Below are 20,858 nucleotides of genomic sequence, written 5' to 3' on the forward strand. Positions count from 1 at the left end.
ATCTATGAGTGTCGGACATATCTTGTATATTTTGGTGCCGATTTTTTTCGTAATTATTTTAGGGTGGTTAGCGGGGCATTACAAAAGCTTTGATGCCTCTTCCTCCAAGGCCCTAAATGCACTGGTTACCAAATTTGCACTGCCTGCGCATCTATTCATTGGTATCACGACAACGGACAGGAAAGCACTCATCGAGCAATGGCCATTCCTGCTGGCTCTGTTCATTGGCATTGTCGGCTTTTTTGCCGTTCTCCTTCTACTGTCCCGCTTTGCGGGGAAGCAGTCAGTGAAGGATGCCGCCATGTTTGCTTTGAACTCAGCACAGCCTACCTTTGCTTTTATGGGTATTCCGGTGCTTGGAGCCATCTACGGTTCCTCTGCTGTCGCCATTCCGATTGCGCTTACGGGAATTGTAGTCAATGCCGTCCTTGACCCGGCGGCTACCATTATAGCTACCGTAGCCAGCCGGAATTCAGGCAAGGAACGGAACGGTCACCTCGGAAGGTTAATCTGGGACTCCATTCTTCATGGCTTAAAAGAACCGCTGGTGCTGGTTCCACTGATTGGTGTAATTTTGACCTTGTTCGGCTTCCATTCACCGGATTTGTTGAACAAATCGTTGAATCAAATCGGAGACATTACGTCCGGAGCCGCTTTATTCGCTGTCGGAGTGACCATTGGCGTACGCAACATTAGTTTTAGTGTAAGTGCCTTTGCCATCGCACTGTTAAAAACAATTGTACAGCCATTATTAATGCTGCTGATCGCCTACCTGTGCGGTCTGTCGTCTGCAGATACTGTGAAGGCAGTTCTGCTCGTCTCCTTCCCGGGTTCAGCAGTCGCTGCGATGATCGCTACGCGTTTTGAAAGCCTGGAATCAGAAACAGCCTCCTCCTTTGTCATCAGTGCTGTCATATCGCTCGTTACACTCCCAGTTCTGATTTCTCTTTTGGTATAAATTCTGATTATTTAGACACTGGAGCCTGCCGCGAACTCCTTTGTGTAGACGGAACTGACCTTCTCCAGCACTTTTTCCCTCGAAAGCGAACTTCTGCTCTGTCACTTGACCTTTGACCAGATAGACGTATGTTTGACATAGCGTATGAACGAATGTACAGTAATAGTCAAAAGAATAGAAGTCCACTAGGGGAGCCACTATGGCTGAGACAAGAACGTATCTTGGACCCTTTGAACCTGATCTAGTTCGCACTAGCGTAGGAAAGTGGAGCCTTTATATATAAGGTTTCAAGCGTTTTTTTGCGCATTGGGCCTATTGTTGAAGCCGCTCCATTTTCCGGGGCGGCTTTTTAGCGTTGTTCCGGAATTGTATCCTTACAGGACTTCTTGCTCTTCAATTTAATGGAGGTGGGGAATTTGAGTTTTACACAAGAACTTCGTCGGAAGGCGGACGGCATTTTTCAAGCGATTTTTGAGCATCCCTTTGTGAGAGGTATTGCTAAAGGAAGTTTGACAAGGGGACAGCTGATTCACTATGTAAAACAGGACTTTGAATATTTGAACGCCTACATGCGGATATACGGTATCGCAATCTCCAAATGCACCAATCGGGAAGACATGGCTGTATTTAATGAACAAATCTCTTTTATTCTCCACAGCGAGGTTCATCCGCATCAAAATTTCTGTGCTGTCGCAGGGGTGACCTATGAAGAGTTGCAGGGATATCCACTCGCTCCGTCGGCCCATCACTATATCCGTCACATGCTGACGGTTGCGCATGAGGGTAGCCTGGGCGAGATCTTGGCTGTGCTGCTGCCATGTATGTGGACGTATGTTGAGATTGGCCGCAGGCTACTGGATGAAGTAAAGCCGGATGAGTCCCATCCGTTCTATGAATGGATGGGCTTCTATGGAGACCAGCTTAATGATACAACACTCAAGTTCCGAGAACGTGTAGATGCTTGGGCGGAAGGCGCAACGGCTGCTGAGCGGGAGCGGATGATTGAGCATTTTATACTGAGCTGCCAGCTGGAATATAAGTTCTGGGACATGGCTTATAAGCAGGAAGAATGGCCGGTCCAGATGCAGGCAGCGGTCTTGGAATAGTCAGCCTGTCAATTCGATGCGTGAAGTACGTTTAATGTCCTGTTGAACCACCAACTATAGAGAGGATAATCATGATGAGTACATGGGAAAAAAGTTATTTAGATCTCCTGACGAAGGTACAAAACAGCAACCCCCTCGTTCACAATATGACCAACGTGGTAGTCACCAACTTTACGGCCAACGGCCTGTATGCATTGGGCGCCTCCCCGGTGATGGCCTATGCACCCGAGGAAGTAGCAGACATGGCAAAAATAGCGGGGGCCGTTGTGTTAAACATCGGTACGCTGAACCGCGAACTGGTGGATGCCATGATCATTGCTGGACAATCAGCAAATGCACACGGTGTTCCAGTCCTGCTAGATCCGGTCGGTGCGGGAGCAACGAGCTTTAGAACCGAATCGGCACTGCGAATCCTGAGTGAAGTCAAAATCTCGTTGGTGCGGGGCAATGCAGCCGAAGTCGCGCATCTTGTTGGAGAAGCGCGTGAGATTAAAGGCGTAGATGCTGGTGACCGTGCTGACAGCGGCAATGTCGATCTGGCAATTCGGGCTGCTCGAACGCTCAATACAATGGTAGTCATCACTGGAAAGGAGGACGTCATCACTGATGGGGCCGAAGTACGAATGATTAGCGGCGGAGACGCGCTGCTCACGAAGGTAACCGGAGCAGGCTGCCTGCTGACCTCTGTGTTAGGTGCCTTTGCAGCTGTTGAACCCAACTTGCTGCTCGCAGGTACAGCAGGCTTGGCATTTTACGGTGCAGCAGCTTCCCGAGCCGCAGCACGTACCGCAGAGCTGGGGCCCGGCAGCTTCCAGATTGCCTTTCTCGACGAGCTCTCCAAACTACATACAGGTTCGCTGGAGGGGCATGTCACGGTCCGTGAAGCCGGAACAACCACAGCAGGTGGTGCGCGATGACAGACGTTCGTGTACCCAGAGCGCTGACGATTGCCGGTTCGGACAGTGGCGGCGGGGCCGGAATTCAGGCCGATCTCAAAACCTTTCAAGAGCTTGGCGTATACGGTATGTCGGCTATTACGGCCGTTACCGTACAGAATACTTTAGGGGTCCACGGCGTATATCCGCTGCCACCGGAAGCAACAGCGGAACAGATCGAAGCTGTAGGATTAGACCTTGGAGTGGATGCCCTGAAGACTGGCATGCTGTTTAATGCGGGTATCATCCGTCTTGTGAGCGAGCAGATCCGAAAGTTCGGCTGGAAAAAGGTCGTCGTCGATCCCGTGATGATTGCCAAGGGAGGCGCTGAGCTGCTGCAACTGGAAGCGGTGCAGGCTTTGAAGGACGACTTGCTCCCCTTGGCCCTGGTCGTTACACCGAATATTCCGGAGGCGGAAGCCCTGACAGGGATCAGCATCCGTACGATGGAGGATCGCCGCGAGGCTGCAAGACATATTAGCAGTATGGGATCAGAATTCGTTGTGATCAAGGGTGGTCACGCTGACGAGGGCGAGAGCAGCGAACAGATTGTTGACCTGCTCTTTGACGGAACCGCCTTTACAGAGCTGTGCGGCAAGCGAGTACGGACTGTTCATACACACGGAACTGGGTGCACCTTCTCGGCAGCGATTACCGCGGAATTAGGGAAAGGGATGTCTGTACCGGAGGCTATCTCGAATGGTAAAGCCTTCATCCAGGCGGCGATTGAGAATACGTTGTCTCTGGGACAGGGACACGGCCCAACCAATCATTGGGCCTACCGACGTCGTCAGGAGATGCTTCTATGAGCGGCAGAATATTGTCAGAGGTGGTGCGCCGCCAGCTACAGATGTACCTGGTGCTTGGAAGCGTGAATTGCCTCGCGGAACCAGGCTGGGTCGTGCAGGAGGCTCTGGCTGGCGGGGCAACCATGGTCCAGTTCCGGGAAAAAGGCCATGGCGCGTTAACGGGTATCCCTATGTTCGAACTTGCGCGCCAGCTACAGGAACTGTGCCGTCATGCTGGTGTCCCCTTCATCATCAATGACGATGTGGAGTTGGCTCTTGAACTCGACGCTGACGGTGTTCACATCGGTCAGGACGATGAATCCGCCGATTCTGTCCGCGAGCGAATCGGAAATCGAATTCTCGGCGTCTCCGCCCATACCATTGAGGAAGCACGTCGAGCCATCCTGCAAGGTGCTGATTATCTTGGCGTCGGGCCAATCTATCCCACCCTCTCGAAGGATGATGCCCATGCTGTACATGGGCCAGCAATTTTATATGAGATGCGTAAAGCGGGAATTGATGTGCCGATTGTTGGAATCGGAGGTATTACAGTGGACCGTGTTGAAGAAGTCGCACGTGCAGGTGCAGATGGTGTGGCGGTGATTTCAGCCGTGACACAGACAAAGCAGGTTAGAGATGCGGTCAAGGAATTAAAGAAAAATATGGTCTCATTTCTCAATGATCCGATCTACATGTTTGATAATGATTCAACAGATCATCCAGCTTTTTAGATTGTTCTATCACTTTGGGATGTGTTAAAAATCCATACTTTTTCTGGACCTGGTACAGTTTCTTCCTAGCTCGTTCGACACAAAGTAAAGTCACACCTTGGTTCATCAGCATGATCCCTCCTATATGTCATATTTTATAACAAAAAGACGTTTTTTGGATTTTTTAATAATGCGCCTAACAAAAAAAGAACATCCCAAAAGTTTGCATAAACAAAGATATCCCTAAATCCACGTTAAAAGGACCTCTGTTCCACTTATAAGTGGAACAGAGGTCCTTTTCATAAAGAAATCCAATGTCTATTAAAGCATACATACCAATTCTGACCTAGAGATTAGCCTTATTTTGTTTAATTTCATTGTCCTTTTTCTCGGAAATAAGTAATCCTAGCAGTGTATATCCTCTGTACAATACTCCAATTAACAGCACTCCACCAGCAATAGAAATCAGAATAACTAGCATGTTAAGTATGAATGGTATTAAATCAAAAGCCAAAATATCATCCCACCCAAAAAATCATTAAATATAAATATTGGTTAATAGCCGCAGTACTCCCCCAACTTGAACTGGTCGGTGGTAATTTCCTTTGTTTCTAGCCGTTTAAGCACCTCCAATTTGTACTTGAGGTGTTATTCTTTGATTTTGGTTATGCGAATGAACAGGCATTGTGAAAATAAACAAGAAGCTAGCTGCGATGACCAGCAGAATCATTTTTTTCAACATTGTCTAACCACACCTTTTCTAATAGTTTGAAATACTCTTCCCTTGTTTCGGGAAGCGCATGTGCTTGAAAATGTGCAAAAAGTCCCGTACAGTTTATAAAATAAGTCTCATTATTTAATATATGGGCTTTTATCAATGCATATATTAAGTGTTTAAAGCCATCGTTGTACATTCCCCGCTTCAAATAGTAATAAGCCAGTTCGTAACCAAACCATGCAAAATAATCCGGCATCACTTGTTGGGTGTACATATCAGTAGATTGTGATAGCAGAGCAAAAGAATTAATCTCCACTTCAAAACGTGAAAGGACATCATTGATATCTATTGTATATCGGTTAGCAGCTATCATAACGTTCAGCAACTTGGATAACTTTTCATTCTCGGTAGTGATTGATGTGGATGCAATATATTCAACATAATGAGGAAGCACATTCGTATCTCCAGATAGGAGTTTATTTACATAAGTATTACCTTCTGCCCAATGCTTGAACAAGTTGACCCAGTGTTGGGTTTCCTGGTCTGACTCGATCACCCAACCTAAATCTGCGTAGGCATTTGTAAATTGTAATGCTTGCTGATAATCGCCTTGGGCCTCACAGACACTCGCACACAATAAATCAGCATAGGTAATGTACACAAACATCGGGCGACTCAGCCTCTGTTCAGCCTCCTCCCACTCTCGCTTTTTCATTTGATGTTTCAAAGAATATTGGATCTCCGCTTTGGCTCTCATTTTTCGAGCAGTTGCGTCAAGCTTGTCCCATTCACGCAGAGAACGATACACATTCGCCAAATCTTTTAACGCATCAAGTTGATCAATTTCATCCAGCCGTTCGACAAAGGGTTCAAATCGTGTAGCCGCCTTGAGATTTCGGATCTGATTGTTCCCCACCTGAATGGTAAACAGACGATACTGACAGATAGCCAAGCGTTCAGAGTGCTGATACTTCTCGCCTTCCGCAATCCCTTCGTAGAGCAACAATGCAGCATTGTGCTGGCCTTGTGCGAATAGTTTTTCTGCTGCATCAAATAACTTTGGGGAATATAGAAGGTTATCCATAATGTGTCCTACTACAAGCTGGATAGCATCCAACTTGTCCAGTTCCGCACAGCGAAACAACAACGGCTCAATTCGCCTCCAATCCGGGGAACGCTCAATGATGTAGTTATCTATGTATAGTTCGTAAAAAAAACCTTCTGGTAGTCCCATAGCCCAAGTAATTCGATCTAGCTGATGTATAGCAACAGGACGATGCTTGGCAATCCAATTATTAAGTGTTCTTTGATGGACACCTGATCGTTCGGCAAATTGTGCCAGCGTCAAATCATTTTCCCCTAAATAATCCTCTAACTTCGCCAAAATCGTAGGTGTATGTCCCAAGTCATAACCACCCTTCATACAAAAAATCCAAATTTTGTACTTTCACCTCACATTATTCACCAAGCATTAACAGGTGTCAACATTTTTCTTCCATTATTCCTACTACATAAACTTGAATATGGTAATTAATAACCACTAATATGAAATCCCTTTCAGAATTCAGGTGGTCGCTCGCTCTACTAATTTGAATTCCAGATGATGTATCGTTTCATCCAGCCCTTCCAGAGCATTGCGAATCATAATGAACGCATTCTCAGCTTGCTTGTCTATCGGGTAATGAATCGTTGTTAAATCAAGCAAATGTGAGATTTCGGTATTATCAAAGCCTACTACTGCAAAATCGCTTGGGACAGAAACACCGAGTCTCCGTGCTTCAGTCAAAAGACCTGCTGCCAAATAATCGGTAGAACAGGCAAAGGCATCCGGTCTGTCTGTTGGTTCTCGTTCTGCCCACCAATGAGCTATTTGTTCACCAGCATCTATTGAATTTAAATCATAAAAATGCGGGAAGGCTTCAGCATCCAAATCATATTTTTCGCAAAAGTCATGATAAGCTCGAATGCGTTCTTTCGTATTCAACCCCCGCATGCTGCCATACACATTCACAATTTTTCGGTATCCTCGGGCGTACAAATGTTCCAACGCCAGCGTATAGCCCTGATACTGATCCATAAATACAGACGGGATTGCCTCAATGTTTACACGCTGCCAGGTCACAATCGGACCATATTTTGTATAATGCTCAATCACACTCCACTCATTAACGCGAATCATACAGACCAAGGCGTCCAGTTGCTTTCTCCGCAACATTTCCAGTGCTTCAAGCTCTCGTTCCTTCTCCCCATTGGTAATAAACAGCGCTATATTAAAGCCATGCTCCTGGGCATACATTGTAAATCCGCGCACAAATAAACCCAATGAATCATTAAAAGAAAGTGAAATAACCCCTATGAGCTTGGTCATCCCCTTTTTTAAAGATACTGCATTAAGATTAGGAACATAATCCAGTCGATCTATGACCTCCTGCACACGCTGCCTTGTCGGTTCACTTACGTACGGATGATTGTTAATGACACGGGACACCGTAGCCGAGGATACACCCGCCAGCTTTGCAATTTCATGAATATTCGCCATTTTTCTCACCTCGTTCTTTCTATTTTAGCATGTTCGTATTTAGCATGTTCGTGGCGCCCGCCCTATAATTGTCACCCGCCCAAAATAAGTTTTTTTAAAAGCGCTTGACCTGTAATGCATTACAGGGATTACAGTGAATTTGTGCTTAAGAAAGCGGTTTACAAAACATACTTAGGAGGCACTAACTATGAAAAAGGGCATAAAGATTGCAACCATTGGTGGAGGCTCCAGCTATACACCAGAATTAGTAGAAGGCTTCATCAAACGTTATGCAGAGCTTCCCATTCGGGAATTGTGGCTGGTAGATATTGAAGCAGGACGTGAAAAACTGGAGATCGTAGGCGCCATGGCCAAACGGATGGTAAAGGCCGCAGGCATTGATTGTGAGGTACATTTGACCCTGGATCGCCGGGAAGCGTTGAAGGACGCCGATTTTGTAACAACCCAATTTCGGGTAGGCTTGCTGGAAGCTCGGATTAAAGATGAAAGTATTCCGTTAAAGCACGGCATGATCGGTCAGGAAACTAATGGGGCCGGTGGAATGTTCAAAGCTTTTCGTACCATCCCTGTTATCCTCAGTATCGTCGAAGATATGAAAGAACTGTGTCCAAATGCATGGTTAATTAATTTTACCAACCCTGCGGGTATGGTCACCGAAGCCGTCCTTCGCTATGGTCAGTGGGATAAGGTCATCGGATTATGTAATGTTCCAATCGGCGCGATCAAGAGTGCATCGGCTGTACTGGACAAACCGGAAGAAGAGCTGTTCTTTAAATTTGCAGGCATTAACCACCTTCATTGGCACAAAGTTTATGACAAAACAGGGGCCGAATTAACAGAGCAAGTCATTGAAGGACTGTACGCTCCGGGCGCAAAACCGGAGAAGGTCGTTGAAAACATTAAAAACATGCGCTTCCTGTATGATCAAGTTCGTCAATTGAAAATGCTGCCTTGTCCTTATCATCGTTATTACTACATGACGGATAACATGCTCAAAGAAGAATTAGAGGAAGCCAAAAACGAAGGAACTCGGGGCCAAGTGGTCAAACGTCTGGAAGAAAGTCTGTTTGAATTGTATAAAGATCCGAATCTGGATTACAAACCAGAGGAACTATCCAAACGCGGTGGTGCGCATTACAGCGATGCAGCCTGTGAGATCATTAATTCCATTTATAACAACAAAGGCACATTGATGGTAGTTAGTACACGTAACAATGGTTCGATTGATGATGTTCCCTATGATAGCGCCATCGAAGTGACCAGTGTCATTCGCGCCCATGGTGCCGAACCTGTTAACTTTGGCAAATTCCCACCTGCACAGCGGGGCTTGCTGCAAGTGATGAAGGCAATGGAAGAGCTGACGATTGAAGCGGCGGTCACTGGTGACTATGCAACCGCACTGCAAGCCTTCACCCTGAATCCGCTCGTACCAAGCGGGGACATTACTCAAACCGTGCTGGATGAATTGCTGGAAGCACACAAGGAACATCTGCCTCAGTTCTTTGCTCATAAGGAGAAGGCGACGGTATAAAGCTAGCAGCAATCATCCTGCTGGAACACAAAAAAGCTTCCTACATGTAGGAAGCTTTTTGCTATACGTCCCAGGAGTACTTGCTGGGACATTGGTGTTATTGGTTTGTACTTGGCTTGACAATCCGTCATTAAGCTTATTGATAAATTTGTTAGACTTTTTTAAAGTATGATCTCCGTTGAAAAAGCAATAACCGCTTTCCCCGTAATTTGAACTAATACGGGTTTTCCCTGTTCCTTTTTCACATGAACATGCATTGTTCCCTCTCTTTTGATTGCCTCACCTTGTAAAATATCAAAATCAAAAGACTGCTCATTCTCATTTTGCAAAATGTTATAGTGTACCAAATAGGCTCCAAGCGGTCCGTTTGCATTTCCTGTCACCGGGTCTTCAGCTATTCCAATTGCAGGAGCAAACATTCTTCCGTGAACCAATATATCCTCTTGTGGATTTAATGTAAAAACATAATATCCATTACATCCAATATGCTTGCTGATTTCTGTAAGCTTCTGCAAATCAGGTTTTAAACTATGTAGTATTTCATTGGAGTAAATCGGAACCATTACCTTAGAATGACCTGTTGAAGATATTGCAACTGGATATTCCATGCAAATATCTTTACAAGAAATACCTAACGCATTTGCAATCTGACTTCTTATTTCATCATTTAAAGGCTCTGATACAGAAGGTTCTCCCTGTGTCATTACAATAGAATAGTCATCTTCATACTTTATAACATCAACAGGCAATATACCTGCTTTTGTTTTTTGGATAATTCTTCCAGTTTCAATTTTTCTCTCAATTGCATAAATATAATGCGCTGCTACTGTTGCATGACCACAAATTGGAACCTCTGTTGTTGGAGTAAAAAATCTTACTTCAACATCATAATTTGAAGAATCTGTTTCAAAAATAAATGCAGTTTCCGAATTATTTAATTCTCTTGCAATTCTCTGCATCTGCTCATCTGTAAGTCCATTTGCATTTGGAACAACCCCAGCAGGGTTACCATAAAATCTATTTTTTGTAAATGAGTCTACTTGATATATTCTATATTTTTTCATAATTTCGCCTCTATAAATACTAGTTTGTCTGTCTGTTAAATCTGATATTAACATACTTTTTAGGCAGTTTCACTTAAATTAAAAGATATAATATGGCCCTTTAATGAAAACGAACTGATCCTTATTATAGAATCGCGATCTTTTATGGAAGATTGTTATTAAACTAAAGCCGCAGTTAGCTGAAATGGTCTTCTCAATCCTTATCTAAAAGTGGAATAAATCTTTTATGATTATAGATACTTTTAGATTCTGCCACGCCTGTTGAATAACCAAAATAAGTAACTCAATTCATGAAACAAGAGGTGCACTGAAGAAGAACGCGCTGAATCTGAATCAGCCATTCAAAAGGTAGTTTAGAAGAAGAAATAGACGAGAAAATCGCGCAAAGGAAAGAACGGCATGTTGGGGCCATGAAGTCTGAGCAGCAACAAATAGCCAATTGAGCAGGACATAGACGATTAGAGCACAGAATAATTGCCCATAGACCGCATTTTCAGTCGTACCAAACAGCGTTGGAATATTCAAATGTTGCTTGATCCAACGAAAGAAGACTTCAATCTGCCATCGAGCCTTATAGATCTGTACGATTTGTTCTGCGGTCACCTGCATTAAATCGGTAACCACCCGAATTTCCCGACCTTCAAAATCCCGAAACATCACCACACGATGACGTTGTCTGGAACGACACTGAGGGGTTCCAAACTGGCAAGTGATATCCCGAATGACGGATGAATCTGGCTTCGTAAGGCGGCGTAGCGCATGAGGCTTTTCCAAATGGACGTTGTCGCGAAGCCGAATGACAAACGATTGTCCATGGGTTTTGAAGTGATCCAGACGCTCCAGTTTCCCATAAGCACGGTCCATCACCAAAATGTAGTCCGGTTGAGCCAACGCTTCACTCATGGGGCCATCATGCTTGGAGCCCAGCGTTTCGACCACCTGAAGGGGTTGCCCATTTTCTGCTCGTAAAGCGACTTGAAGTTTAATACCTGCACGCTCCCCGTGATAAGGAGCCCAAGGCAAACGCGTTTTTCCCACCGTCATCGTGGTTGAATCGATGAGTAATAATTCTTTTGGGAAAGTCAGTTTCCGACGTGCTTCCCGGTTACATTTGCAAACAAGTAGATGGAAAAGTTCCTTAAATACGGAAAACGGGACTTCGGCGGCTTTGGTTGAAAAGCGTGAGTTAGTGGACGACGGGCAAGCCACAGAGAGCCGCATAATCTACGCTGGATCGATAGCTACCCCATTGTTCCAACGCAGCCATGCACCAGTATTGGAGTAAATGGTACACCGTAAACTTGTGGGCTTTGTTCTACCATTTTGTGGTTATTCGACAGGGCGTGCTACTAACTATATAAAGGTATTAGTTTACTGTATGTTTCGGAGCGGCTTGGTCACGCCTCATTAGATATCACTACCTCTACATATGCCCACCTTATGAAAGAGCTACGTGAACAGGATTCGAAACAAACAACAGACATTTTTGAACGTTTATATAGCGTGTAAAAATCGTGTGTATAATTTGTGTAAACAGGTGTATTAATCACACCTTTTTCTAACGTTTTCTTTCGTAACCCCAATAAAAGAAAAAACGCCTCAAACCCTTATATATCAAGGATTTGAAGCATTTTTAATTTCGTTCAAACTTTACATATCTGAACGCTTCGACGTCCCAGGAGGGATTCGAACCCCCGACCGACGGCTTAGAAGGCCGTTGCTCTATCCAGCTGAGCTACTGGGACAAAATGGTGATCAATAAAACCTTATGTATTCAGCGCATTGATTATTATATCACATTTCGGGCAACTGTCAAAAACATTTTTTCATAATATAGGGAAGCTGGCTGCAAAAGGAATCATTTGGACGCTAACGGGGTATTATGTACAAAGAACCATGCATAAAGGAGGGGTTAATCCGTGAGAGGTCTCTTGTCGTCACTTTGTTATTTCAGCATTTTCTTCGCACCTTTTCTAGTGCCTGTCATTGTTTGGATTGCAGTACGGGACGAATATGTTCAAGGACATGCAAAAAAAGCTATTTTATCGCATATTTTCCCCATTATTGCGGCAATTCCGCTAGTGTATTTTATTATAACGGCGAATCATGCAGGTTCAGTGATCGGGTTTGTACTGCTATTCGTAGTGGTCTATCTCGGGGTCTTTGTGTATAACATCTACAAAGGGATTATGACGCTGCGTGAAGCGGCTTAGTTCAAAAGAAGCCTCCTATATTCCGCAAATTTGGCGGGATACAGAGGCTTCTTTAGGGTTATTTTTGATGAGTTGCTGTTGCTATTTAGTTCAATGGCTATGGCTGCTTATTTATTCCCAAAGCGTTTAGGACTTCTACGTACCTCATGTCTTACGTTTTTCTCCAGTACTTCTTCCGCGAACTCATTGTTATGAATATAACTGCTGCCTTTATTTTTCTTATAATTCGCTTTGCCGTCTATGATTTCCCCCTCCTTTCACGCTGTCCCGGCGATGGCGCCGGAGCCCAAATCAACAGAAGCCGAGGCATAGCACACCATATCCTCATGCCCCGAACTCCTTGGCGAACTCTGTACTGAGTTGCCCATAGGAGAGCAATTCTTTTTTAAACTTCTCTCGCTCCTCACCAGCAGTAATGTGTGTAGAGTCGGTAAAAGCCTTGTCTGTCACTTCCTCAAATGCTGAATGCAGGTTATTGTCGTACCAATCCAGCTCCAGATCGGCGTCATTGCGGATGATCCGTACCATGTCGTAGTCATGCTGACCATCCGTCTGATCCTTGGCCGTGATATAGACCAGCAGTTCCGGGTCATCCGCGGCACCGGGCCGCACTTCTACCTCAGCGCAGCGCACTCCGTCAAGTTCAGTGAAGCGGCGGATTTTGGCATCCTTGATGTAGTACATGGTCTTCCTCCTTCCTTGCGAGTAGACGGGTTGCCCCATCAGTAGTTTTCGGAACGGACAGACATTTTATGCTTCTTTTCGGCATATATACTGTTGAACTGGGGATTTAGTTTTTGATTCATTCCAACACTGGATGAACACGACAAAGAGAGGATGAACAGACATGTGCGGAATTACAGGTTTCATACAGTGGAACGGAGACTTAATGCATCAATCTGAGCTGCTGCTGAATATGACACAAACGCTCTCCGATCGCGGACCAGATGCTGCGGGTACCTGGATATCCAATCCGTGTGCCTTCGGACACCGAAGACTGAGCGTTATGGACCCGGAAAATGGCGCTCAACCCATGATCCGGCAGCTGGAGGATATCACTTATACGATTGTATATAACGGGGAAATATATAACGCGCCTGAGTTGAAAAAAGAGCTGCAACAGCGCGGGCATTTTTTCCGTACACAATGCGACACGGAGGTGCTGCTCGAATCCTATATCGAATGGGGCCCCGAATGTGTGGATCGGTTAAACGGCATTTTTGCGTTTGCGGTCTGGGATAGTGAGCGGGAGCAGGTGTTTCTGGCACGGGATCGGCTGGGAGTGAAGCCGTTATTTTATAGCCAAACCGAAGAAGTATTCGTATTTGGCTCAGAACCCAAAGCACTGCTTCAGCATCCAGCGGTAGAAGCAGCAGTGGACGCCGAGGGATTGGCCGAAATCTTTATCATCGGGCCTGCACGTACCCCCGGACACGGCGTCTATTCGTCTATGAAGGAGCTACGCCCCGGGCATACGCTAACCTACAGCCGCGACGGCGTGCGCATTCAAGCCTACTGGACACTGGAAAGCATTGCGCATGAGGATAACACCGAAGAAACGGCACTTAAGGTACGAGAACTGTTGCTGGATACGGTGGAGCGGCAGCTCATTTCGGATGTTCCGGTGTGCACCTTATTGTCTGGCGGGCTGGATTCAAGCGCTCTATCCGCATTAGCTGTCGATTATTACAAACGTACCGGGCAGGGACAAGTTCATACGTATTCGGTCGATTATGTGGATAACGACAAGCATTTTAAAGCCCATGCGTTTCAACCCGGAGCCGATGCCCCCTGGATTCAGCGGATGGTGGATGAATTAGGGACAAATCATCACTGGATTGAATTCGATACGCCAGAAGTCGTAGCAGCTCTGAACAACTCCACGCTAACGCGGGATTTACCCGGAATGGCGGACGTGGATTCGTCGCTGTATCTCTTTTGCCGGGAGATTAAAAAAGGGGCTACGGTCGCTATTTCTGGCGAGGCTGCGGATGAAGTTTTTGGCGGATATCCATGGTTCCACCGGGAGGATATGCTGAATTCGGGTACATTCCCGTGGGCAGTTGCACCCGACATGAGAGCCAGTCTGCTGTCTCCCGAGGTACGGGACTGGATCAAGCCGCTGGAGTATTTGAACGACCGCTACTCCGAAGCGGTAGGAGAAGTGCCGAAGCTACCGGGGGAAACAGGAAAAGCTGCGCAAATGCGCGTCATGTCCTATTTGAACATCACCCGCTTTATGCCTACTCTACTGGACCGCAAGGATCGGATGAGTATGGGAGCCGGACTCGAAGTGCGGGTTCCGTATTGCGATCATCGATTGGTGCAATATGTATGGAACATTCCGTGGAGTATCAAGATGACAGGCGGACGTGAAAAAGGTATTTTGCGCAAGGCGCTGGAGGGTGTACTGCCGGATGATGTGCTGTATCGCAAAAAAAGCCCATATCCCAAAACGCATAACCCTTCCTACCTTGAGGCTGTGAAAAAGCAGGCGCTGCAGCTGCTGGATGACTCCTCTTCCCCACTGCTCAAGCTGATTGATGCGCAAAAGGTACGCGATATTGCCGCCTCACCGGAGGCATCCACCAATCTGCCTTGGTTTGGTCAACTGATGTCGGGTCCGCAGTTGTTTGCCTATTTGGCCCAAGTGGATAACTGGTTGCGCATTTACAAGGTAGCTATTCGATAAGCTAAAAATACCAAAAAGGCTATCCGCAGCTCATGACTGACGGATAGCCTTTTTTCGTTATGTGAATGGGGGATGATTTCGCCCCTGTTACCAATGCTACGCCTGCGGATTACCCAGCTTTGTTGCCAAATCACGCAGAGCTATCCCTCGGTGGCTGATAGCCTGCTTTTGTTCCAACGTCAGCTCGGCCATTGTCTTTTCAAACTCTGGCAAATAAAACAGCGGATCATACCCAAACCCGCCGCTGCCGGCGGTTTCAGTAGTAATCCAGCCCTCCACAGAGCCTGTCGATTCCAACGTCTCGCCAGTCTGCGGATTATACAGAATCAAGGTACAGACGAATTGAGCCGGACTTAACAAAGGCTGTCCCGTATCATCACCCAGCTGCTTCGATTCCAGAACGTCGAGCAGCTTAATATTGTTTTCGTGATCGCTGGCACCTTCTCCAGCGTACCGGGCAGAGTATACCCCCGGTGCACCGTCCAGCAAGTCCACGCAGAGGCCTGAATCATCGGCCAGCACGGGCAATCCGAGCACATCTCCAACCGCTTTAGCCTTTTTCAGTGCATTTTCGGCAAACGTTTTGCCATCTTCAACGACATCAGGAATGTCGGGATAATCGTACATGCTTCTGACTTCCTTGCCAAACGGCGCAAAGGCATGCGCAAATTCCCGCACCTTTCCTTTATTTTTCGTAGCGACAATGACGACCGGGCCATCCAGCTTCATTAGGCGCCAGCTCCTGTACGTCCAGCACCGATCTTATCAGCAATCGGTCCAAGTACTTCTTTTTGGCGCTCAATCATTTGCAGAATCCCTTGTTCGCCCAAGCTAAGCAGTTGATCCAACTCGTTACGGTCAAATGGGCTTTCTTCACCTGTACCTTGCAGCTCGACATATTTTCCACTGCCAGTCATGACAAGATTCATATCCACTTTGGCCTTGGAATCCTCTTCATAGTTCAGATCCAACAACGCTTTCTCACCAACAACCCCTACGCTGACGGAAGCCAGAAAATCGGTAATTGGAAAAACAGGCAGCTTGTGCTGGGTAGCAATTTTATTGACCGCAATCGCCAACGCTACGAAAGAACCGGTAATTGAGGTTGTGCGTGTTCCGCCGTCCGCCTGAATGACGTCACAATCCAACGTAATCGTCCGTTCACCAAGCGCCTGCAAATTGACCACCGAACGCAACGCTCTTCCAATCAGACGCTGAATTTCCATGGTACGGCCTGTCAGCTTGCCACGCGCAGCTTCACGCTGATTACGGCTATGAGTCGCACGCGGAAGCATGGAATACTCTGCGGTCACCCAGCCTTTTCCTTGTCCCTTCATAAAGGGGGGTACGCGTTCTTCTACAGTAGCCGTGCAAATGACTTTCGTCTCGCCAACCTCTATAAAAACAGAGCCCTCCGCGTATTTATTTACTCCTGCTGTCAATTTCATCGGGCGCAGCTCATCACCGTTTCGTCCGTTAGATCTACTCATGCTTTTTCCTCCTACGTCGTATGCTACCTGTTCTTATATGTTTATTTTACCAAAGTGTGCAGGCAAAAGCACCCCAAGGACGATTCCCGCCCTTAAAGAGGGATTTCGTTAATATGCTGTGGCTTGGCTACAGGCTCTCCATAATTTTGATTATTTTGTCCAATCACGCTTTTTTCCCCATTCAGTTCAATCCGAATTTTTGTTTTGACCGCATCATCTGAATTGTCTGCCGCTGTCAGCACAACCGATTCCAAAAATTCAGCAGGCACGGCTTCTCCCTTAGCAAACATATCATCCGAGAGAGATACCGTAATTACGTTGTCTTTGGAGCGTTCTACCGATTTCAGTGCCGTCTCCCCTGTCATCACTTCTTGTAACCCATCTTTGGTCTGTGGCCCTTGAATCAATTGATGCAGTGCTGACTGGACGCGATCTTTTTCAGGGCTGACCAACCGTGTTACAGGTACATAGTATTGAACTCCAGCAGGAGAAGATGAAGAGAAATACACAGTGACTGGACTGGAATCCAGTGGTGTTACGCCATGACCGATCTCCAAGTTAATACCTACTGCACGTGTCAACGGATGATCCAGCGGTGTGCCGCCAACAGGCATTTCGTTCAGCTTTTTGCCCTCTACCCAGATCTGTACGCTCTCAATATCAGGACGGTCGGTCAGGGTCCAGGTCAAGCTCTCCATTAATTTTCGTTCATCCTGTGGCTTGTAGTTGGCGAAAGATTTGTTGAATTCGACAACAGCCAGCTTGTTGTTCTTGTCCACCGTCACACTTTTCACTTCCGTCCCCTGGGGGATCACACCTTTAAATCCCTCGGGTAATAATCCGGCATATGGCCCGCCCTCAACCAATGTTTCCAGTGCTGATTTGGCATCTGCCTGCACATCACCTGTAGCTATCGGTAAAGATACTGGAGCCAGCAAACCGTTATGATCTTGCAAAAAAACAGCCCTCAGTTGGCCTGTACTGGCGGGTGCTTTTCCGGTTACAGCCTTAATCATGGACTGCTCTGTCGTGGACGGCGGGGGGTCAATGGATGCCGATTCGTTGCCGAAAAGGCTGCAGCCTGACAACAACAGGGGTAGGGATAGCAGTCCAGCTACAGAGGTCATACGCCATGGGTGTTTTATATTCATAAGTGAAGTTCCTCCCTAACAATTTTGTACAGATTGTACTAATATGTATACGAGCCTCGCTTAAAAAATAACTACTTTTTCAGCAGACTGGACACACTGGTCATAATTGCAGTAGAAATCAGGATCTATACGAGGAGGGTAACTTCAATTTTATGGACAAGAAAAAAGTACCTTACAGCCTGAACAGTAAAAAGGTAGCTGATGCCACCCGCGAGTGGCTGCACAAGCGTGGCGTTAACATGACTGAAATCGCAGAACTGGTCATGCTTTTACAGAAAAAATATTACCCGACCCTAACGATGGAAGAATGTATGGAGAATGTGGACAAGGTACTGATGAAGCGCGAGGTTCAAAATGCCGTGCTCACGGGCATCCAGCTGGATATCCTTGCAGAACAGGGCGCTCTTCTTCCCCCATTGCAGGACATGATTGAAAATGATGAGGGATTGTACGGGGTGGATGAAATTCTGGCCTTTTCCATTGTAAATGTGTACGGCAGCATTGGATTCACCAATTACGGTTATGTCGATAAACTCAAACCAGGTGTGCTGGAACGCCTGAATGATAAAAGCCTCGGGCCGATCCATACGTTCCTGGACGACATTGTGGGCGCTATCGCAGCTTCGGCTAGCAGCCGTATCGCCCATCGCAAACAGGCAGAGCGTGAGCAGGAGCTTGGGGAAGAAAGCGCACCGAATACAACACGCTAAATAACAAACAACGCGTGGGAATATAACAGATATATAAGGGTTAGAGGAGAACTAGACATGGCAAACATTACTGAAGGGTATGCATTCCGTACGATGCAGGCTAATGATTATGATCAGGCCATTGAGCTGTGGAATGGCTTAGACGGATTGGGATTAAGCGAGGCCGACTCACCGGAGCGAATTGCACGCTTTTTACAGCGAAATGAAGGACTTAGCTTTGTCTGTGAGTACAACGGAAACATCATAGGCACGATTTTAGCGGGCCACGATAGTCGCAGGGGGTTTCTGTATCATCTGGGTGTAGCTGCAGCACATCGTGGTCAAGGGATTGCGCCCAGATTGGTGGATAAAGCGCTATCTGCTTTGCTGAGAGAAGGCATTGATAAATGTCATCTGTTTGTAATGGAGCATAACGCAGGGGGTCAACGCTTCTGGTCAGCTAACGGCTGGGAGAAACGGGATGGAATTTTACTATATTCTCGAGGGCTGGGATAGGATCTAAGCGCTTGATCTATACAAATTGGAAGGCCGGGTCTGATTCGAGTCGAGCTATAAACGATCAGACCCGGTGCATAATACTCACAGCTTATTCATTGGCAATCCTAACCTTTCAAGCTCAGACTACCTTCATACATAAATTACAATCCATTTTGTGGACGCAGTGCACGTTCTACAATTCCCAGCGTGGATTGACGAGAGAAGAACCGGGACACCTGAGCTACCCAATAGTTTTGGCGACCGGAAATGATGTGACTACGTCCCTTTTCAAATGCTCTCAACGCGTTCTTCACAACGGTTTGGGGAGTTTCCCTAATTCCAATTGACGCTTCACTTGCGCCAACAATATCAAAAAACGGCGTTTCTGTTGAGCCTGGACAAAGGGCCAGAACTTTAAGCCCCCGTTTCCGATTTTCGGCCCATAGCGCTTCAGTAAAAGAAAGCACAAATGCTTTGGTTGCTCCATATACGGCCATATATGGATCGGGCTGAAATGCGGCTGTGGAAGAAACATTGATGAGTCCCCCATCCCGCTTACGCAATAAATCAGGCATAAATGCATGTGTGATGTCGACTAAAGCAGCCACATTGAGCATCACTTCCTCATGCTGTCGTTCTCCTGAAACCTGCTCAAAGTATCCATAGGTGGCAAAACCCGCGTTGTTAATCAGGAGATCTACCTTTAGCTGTTGTTTTTGAACCTCCTGATGCAATGTCTGGGATGCTCCGGGTGTGGAAAGATCCAGCGCAATCACTGTTGCTTTTACGTTATATTTAGCTATGAGCTCCTTGGCCAGCGCTTCTAATTTGGTTTCATTCCGAGCTACCAAAATGAGGTCACATTTCTTAGCTGCGAGCGAATAGGCAAATGCCTCGCCAATACCGGATGATGCCCCTGTGATCAGAGCTGTTTTGTTTGCGTACATAAACATGATGATAACCTCCATAGTATCGTTGTTTTATTCTAGAAACATTGTTACCACTACTCTATAATGAACTGAAGTCATCTACTATGACGACCTCAGTACACTTCATTTTTACGATGGGGATGAGGATGTTTTAAATGCTACGAGCGTATTCTTCAGTGTAAATGCATACACCCCTTGAGCCATATCTACATCTGAAAAATGACCTGCAAACTGAAGATGTATGACCCCATGTAAAGCAGACCAAAACATCCGGACAACCAGCAACGGATCATGCTCTTTCAATGCTCCCTGCTCCATAGCGTGTATGATGGTTTGCAGAATTCGTGACAGTGCCGTTGTGGTCCCCTCCAAGCTCTGTTCATCCGGCTTGAAATCAGACAATGCCCCGCCAAACATCATTTTATAATAGGCTGAATGGAGCTGTGCAAATTCCCAGTACGCCCAGCATAGAGCTTCCAGATCAGCGAGTACGCTTTCGGTAACAGGTACTTGCTGGAAGGTTTCAGCCAATAGCCGACATCCATCCAGGTACATCTCATTGGCAAGACCATCCTTACTGCCAAAAATATTGTAAATGATCTTGGTGGAACAGCTTAATTTCTGCGCAACTCGCCGTACGGTCACAGCCTCAGGCCCTTCTTCCACAAGAAGGATGCATGCGGCATCGATGACATTTTTACGTAGCAATTGCTGCTGCTGTTGCTTCACTTCCGAATAGGTTTTATAGGGAGGCGATGGCTCGGACATGATTGAATGCACTTCCTTTTGCTTGAGGATTTTGCAAAATCCTGGCTTATTAAAAACTGTTGCTTGTTGCTACTATAAT

21 protein-coding genes, 1 tRNA gene and 1 riboswitch are annotated in these 20,858 nt (G+C 46.4%); of the genes, 10 read left to right on the forward strand and 12 right to left on the reverse strand.

Going from position 1 to position 20,858, the window contains the following annotated elements:
- The first annotated feature begins 4 nt into the window (after positions 1 to 4).
- The 5 genes from MKX46_RS09400 to thiE all read left to right on the forward strand — a co-directional run bounded on the left by MKX46_RS09400 (position 5) and on the right by thiE (position 4,518).
- Positions 5 to 958, forward strand: a complete 954-nt coding sequence (locus MKX46_RS09400) for an AEC family transporter (protein ID WP_341071185.1) — start codon at positions 5 to 7, stop codon at positions 956 to 958.
- 177 nt (positions 959 to 1,135) lie between these two features.
- Positions 1,136 to 1,238: riboswitch (TPP riboswitch) on the forward strand.
- 136 nt (positions 1,239 to 1,374) lie between these two features.
- Positions 1,375 to 2,064: a thiaminase II gene (gene tenA, locus MKX46_RS09405; protein ID WP_341071187.1), complete on the forward strand. Its 690-nt coding sequence runs from the start codon at positions 1,375 to 1,377 to the stop codon at positions 2,062 to 2,064.
- A gap of 74 nt (positions 2,065 to 2,138) precedes the next feature.
- The gene (gene thiM, locus MKX46_RS09410) at positions 2,139 to 2,981 is read left to right on the forward strand and encodes a hydroxyethylthiazole kinase (protein ID WP_445671745.1); all 843 of its coding nucleotides are present in this window, start codon (positions 2,139 to 2,141) and stop codon (positions 2,979 to 2,981) included.
- On the forward strand, positions 2,978 to 3,808 hold the full coding sequence (thiD, locus tag MKX46_RS09415) for a bifunctional hydroxymethylpyrimidine kinase/phosphomethylpyrimidine kinase (RefSeq protein WP_341071190.1): 831 nt from the start codon (positions 2,978 to 2,980) through the stop codon (positions 3,806 to 3,808). Before thiM ends, thiD begins: the two co-directional genes overlap by 4 nt.
- The gene (thiE, locus tag MKX46_RS09420; protein ID WP_341071902.1) at positions 3,805 to 4,518 is read left to right on the forward strand and encodes a thiamine phosphate synthase; all 714 of its coding nucleotides are present in this window, start codon (positions 3,805 to 3,807) and stop codon (positions 4,516 to 4,518) included. Before thiD ends, thiE begins: the two co-directional genes overlap by 4 nt.
- Here thiE and MKX46_RS09425 read toward each other — a convergent pair.
- The 3 genes from MKX46_RS09425 to MKX46_RS09435 all read right to left on the reverse strand — a co-directional run bounded on the left by MKX46_RS09425 (position 4,463) and on the right by MKX46_RS09435 (position 7,754).
- A complete protein-coding gene (locus MKX46_RS09425) occupies positions 4,463 to 4,630 on the reverse strand; it encodes an aspartyl-phosphate phosphatase Spo0E family protein (RefSeq protein ID WP_071558335.1) in 168 nt (55 codons plus the stop codon). The two genes, thiE and MKX46_RS09425, sit on opposite strands and share 56 nt — an antisense overlap.
- A 571-nt stretch (positions 4,631 to 5,201) precedes the next feature.
- Positions 5,202 to 6,638, reverse strand: a complete 1,437-nt coding sequence (locus MKX46_RS09430) for a transcriptional regulator (RefSeq protein WP_445671739.1) — start codon at positions 6,636 to 6,638, stop codon at positions 5,202 to 5,204.
- Positions 6,639 to 6,779: 141 nt separating this feature from the next.
- Entirely contained in the window at positions 6,780 to 7,754 is a 975-nt protein-coding gene (locus MKX46_RS09435) for a LacI family DNA-binding transcriptional regulator (protein WP_341071192.1), read from the reverse strand.
- 187 nt (positions 7,755 to 7,941) lie between these two features.
- Between MKX46_RS09435 and MKX46_RS09440 the strand changes: the two genes are divergently transcribed.
- Positions 7,942 to 9,285, forward strand: a complete 1,344-nt coding sequence (locus MKX46_RS09440; protein ID WP_341071193.1) for a 6-phospho-beta-glucosidase — start codon at positions 7,942 to 7,944, stop codon at positions 9,283 to 9,285.
- Positions 9,286 to 9,446: 161 nt separating this feature from the next.
- Here MKX46_RS09440 and MKX46_RS09445 read toward each other — a convergent pair whose 3' ends face one another.
- From MKX46_RS09445 to MKX46_RS09455, 3 genes are all read right to left on the reverse strand, one after another.
- Positions 9,447 to 10,349: a PhzF family isomerase gene (locus tag MKX46_RS09445; RefSeq protein WP_341071194.1), complete on the reverse strand. Its 903-nt coding sequence runs from the start codon at positions 10,347 to 10,349 to the stop codon at positions 9,447 to 9,449.
- A gap of 333 nt (positions 10,350 to 10,682) precedes the next feature.
- The gene (locus tag MKX46_RS09450; RefSeq protein ID WP_341071195.1) at positions 10,683 to 11,570 is read right to left on the reverse strand and encodes an IS4 family transposase; all 888 of its coding nucleotides are present in this window, start codon (positions 11,568 to 11,570) and stop codon (positions 10,683 to 10,685) included.
- A gap of 450 nt (positions 11,571 to 12,020) precedes the next feature.
- Positions 12,021 to 12,094, reverse strand: a tRNA-Arg gene (locus MKX46_RS09455).
- Between the two features lie 174 nt (positions 12,095 to 12,268).
- Here MKX46_RS09455 and MKX46_RS09460 point away from each other — a divergent pair.
- On the forward strand, positions 12,269 to 12,562 hold the full coding sequence (locus MKX46_RS09460) for a DUF4870 domain-containing protein (protein WP_016324668.1): 294 nt from the start codon (positions 12,269 to 12,271) through the stop codon (positions 12,560 to 12,562).
- 324 nt (positions 12,563 to 12,886) lie between these two features.
- Here MKX46_RS09460 and MKX46_RS09465 read toward each other — a convergent pair whose 3' ends face one another.
- Positions 12,887 to 13,246, reverse strand: a complete 360-nt coding sequence (locus MKX46_RS09465; protein WP_013311672.1) for a hypothetical protein — start codon at positions 13,244 to 13,246, stop codon at positions 12,887 to 12,889.
- A 163-nt stretch (positions 13,247 to 13,409) separates the two neighbouring features.
- On the opposite strand from MKX46_RS09465, the gene asnB reads away from it, so the two are divergent.
- Positions 13,410 to 15,254 carry an asparagine synthase (glutamine-hydrolyzing) gene (gene asnB / locus MKX46_RS09470; protein ID WP_341071196.1) on the forward strand — a complete coding sequence of 615 codons (1,845 nt, stop codon included), beginning with the start codon at positions 13,410 to 13,412 and terminating at the stop codon, positions 15,252 to 15,254.
- Positions 15,255 to 15,350: 96 nt separating this feature from the next.
- Here asnB and MKX46_RS09475 read toward each other — a convergent pair whose 3' ends face one another.
- The 3 genes from MKX46_RS09475 to MKX46_RS09485 all read right to left on the reverse strand — a co-directional run bounded on the left by MKX46_RS09475 (position 15,351) and on the right by MKX46_RS09485 (position 17,895).
- Positions 15,351 to 15,983 carry an XTP/dITP diphosphatase gene (locus MKX46_RS09475; RefSeq protein WP_341071197.1) on the reverse strand — a complete coding sequence of 211 codons (633 nt, stop codon included), beginning with the start codon at positions 15,981 to 15,983 and terminating at the stop codon, positions 15,351 to 15,353.
- Positions 15,983 to 16,744: a ribonuclease PH gene (gene rph / locus MKX46_RS09480; protein WP_013311675.1), complete on the reverse strand. Its 762-nt coding sequence runs from the start codon at positions 16,742 to 16,744 to the stop codon at positions 15,983 to 15,985. The genes MKX46_RS09475 and rph overlap by 1 nt, the downstream gene beginning before the upstream one ends.
- Before the next feature lie 92 nt (positions 16,745 to 16,836).
- Positions 16,837 to 17,895, reverse strand: a complete 1,059-nt coding sequence (locus tag MKX46_RS09485) for a GerMN domain-containing protein (protein ID WP_307353398.1) — start codon at positions 17,893 to 17,895, stop codon at positions 16,837 to 16,839.
- A 152-nt stretch (positions 17,896 to 18,047) separates the two neighbouring features.
- On the opposite strand from MKX46_RS09485, the gene MKX46_RS09490 reads away from it, so the two are divergent.
- Positions 18,048 to 18,605 (forward strand): phosphatidylglycerophosphatase A family protein, encoded by a 558-nt coding sequence (locus MKX46_RS09490; protein ID WP_069011037.1) that lies wholly within the window; start codon positions 18,048 to 18,050, stop codon positions 18,603 to 18,605.
- A 57-nt stretch (positions 18,606 to 18,662) separates the two neighbouring features.
- On the forward strand, positions 18,663 to 19,100 hold the full coding sequence (locus MKX46_RS09495; protein WP_341071198.1) for a GNAT family N-acetyltransferase: 438 nt from the start codon (positions 18,663 to 18,665) through the stop codon (positions 19,098 to 19,100).
- 143 nt (positions 19,101 to 19,243) lie between these two features.
- Here MKX46_RS09495 and MKX46_RS09500 read toward each other — a convergent pair whose 3' ends face one another.
- Entirely contained in the window at positions 19,244 to 20,035 is a 792-nt protein-coding gene (locus MKX46_RS09500; RefSeq protein ID WP_165148718.1) for an SDR family NAD(P)-dependent oxidoreductase, read from the reverse strand.
- A gap of 105 nt (positions 20,036 to 20,140) precedes the next feature.
- Complete coding sequence (locus tag MKX46_RS09505) at positions 20,141 to 20,779, reverse strand: TetR/AcrR family transcriptional regulator (RefSeq protein WP_341071199.1); 639 nt, start codon at positions 20,777 to 20,779, stop codon at positions 20,141 to 20,143.
- Positions 20,780 to 20,858 lie beyond the last annotated feature (79 nt).

It is taken from the genome of Paenibacillus sp. FSL P4-0113, from assembly GCF_038009305.1.
GTDB classification, from domain to species: domain Bacteria; phylum Bacillota; class Bacilli; order Paenibacillales; family Paenibacillaceae; genus Paenibacillus; species Paenibacillus polymyxa_D.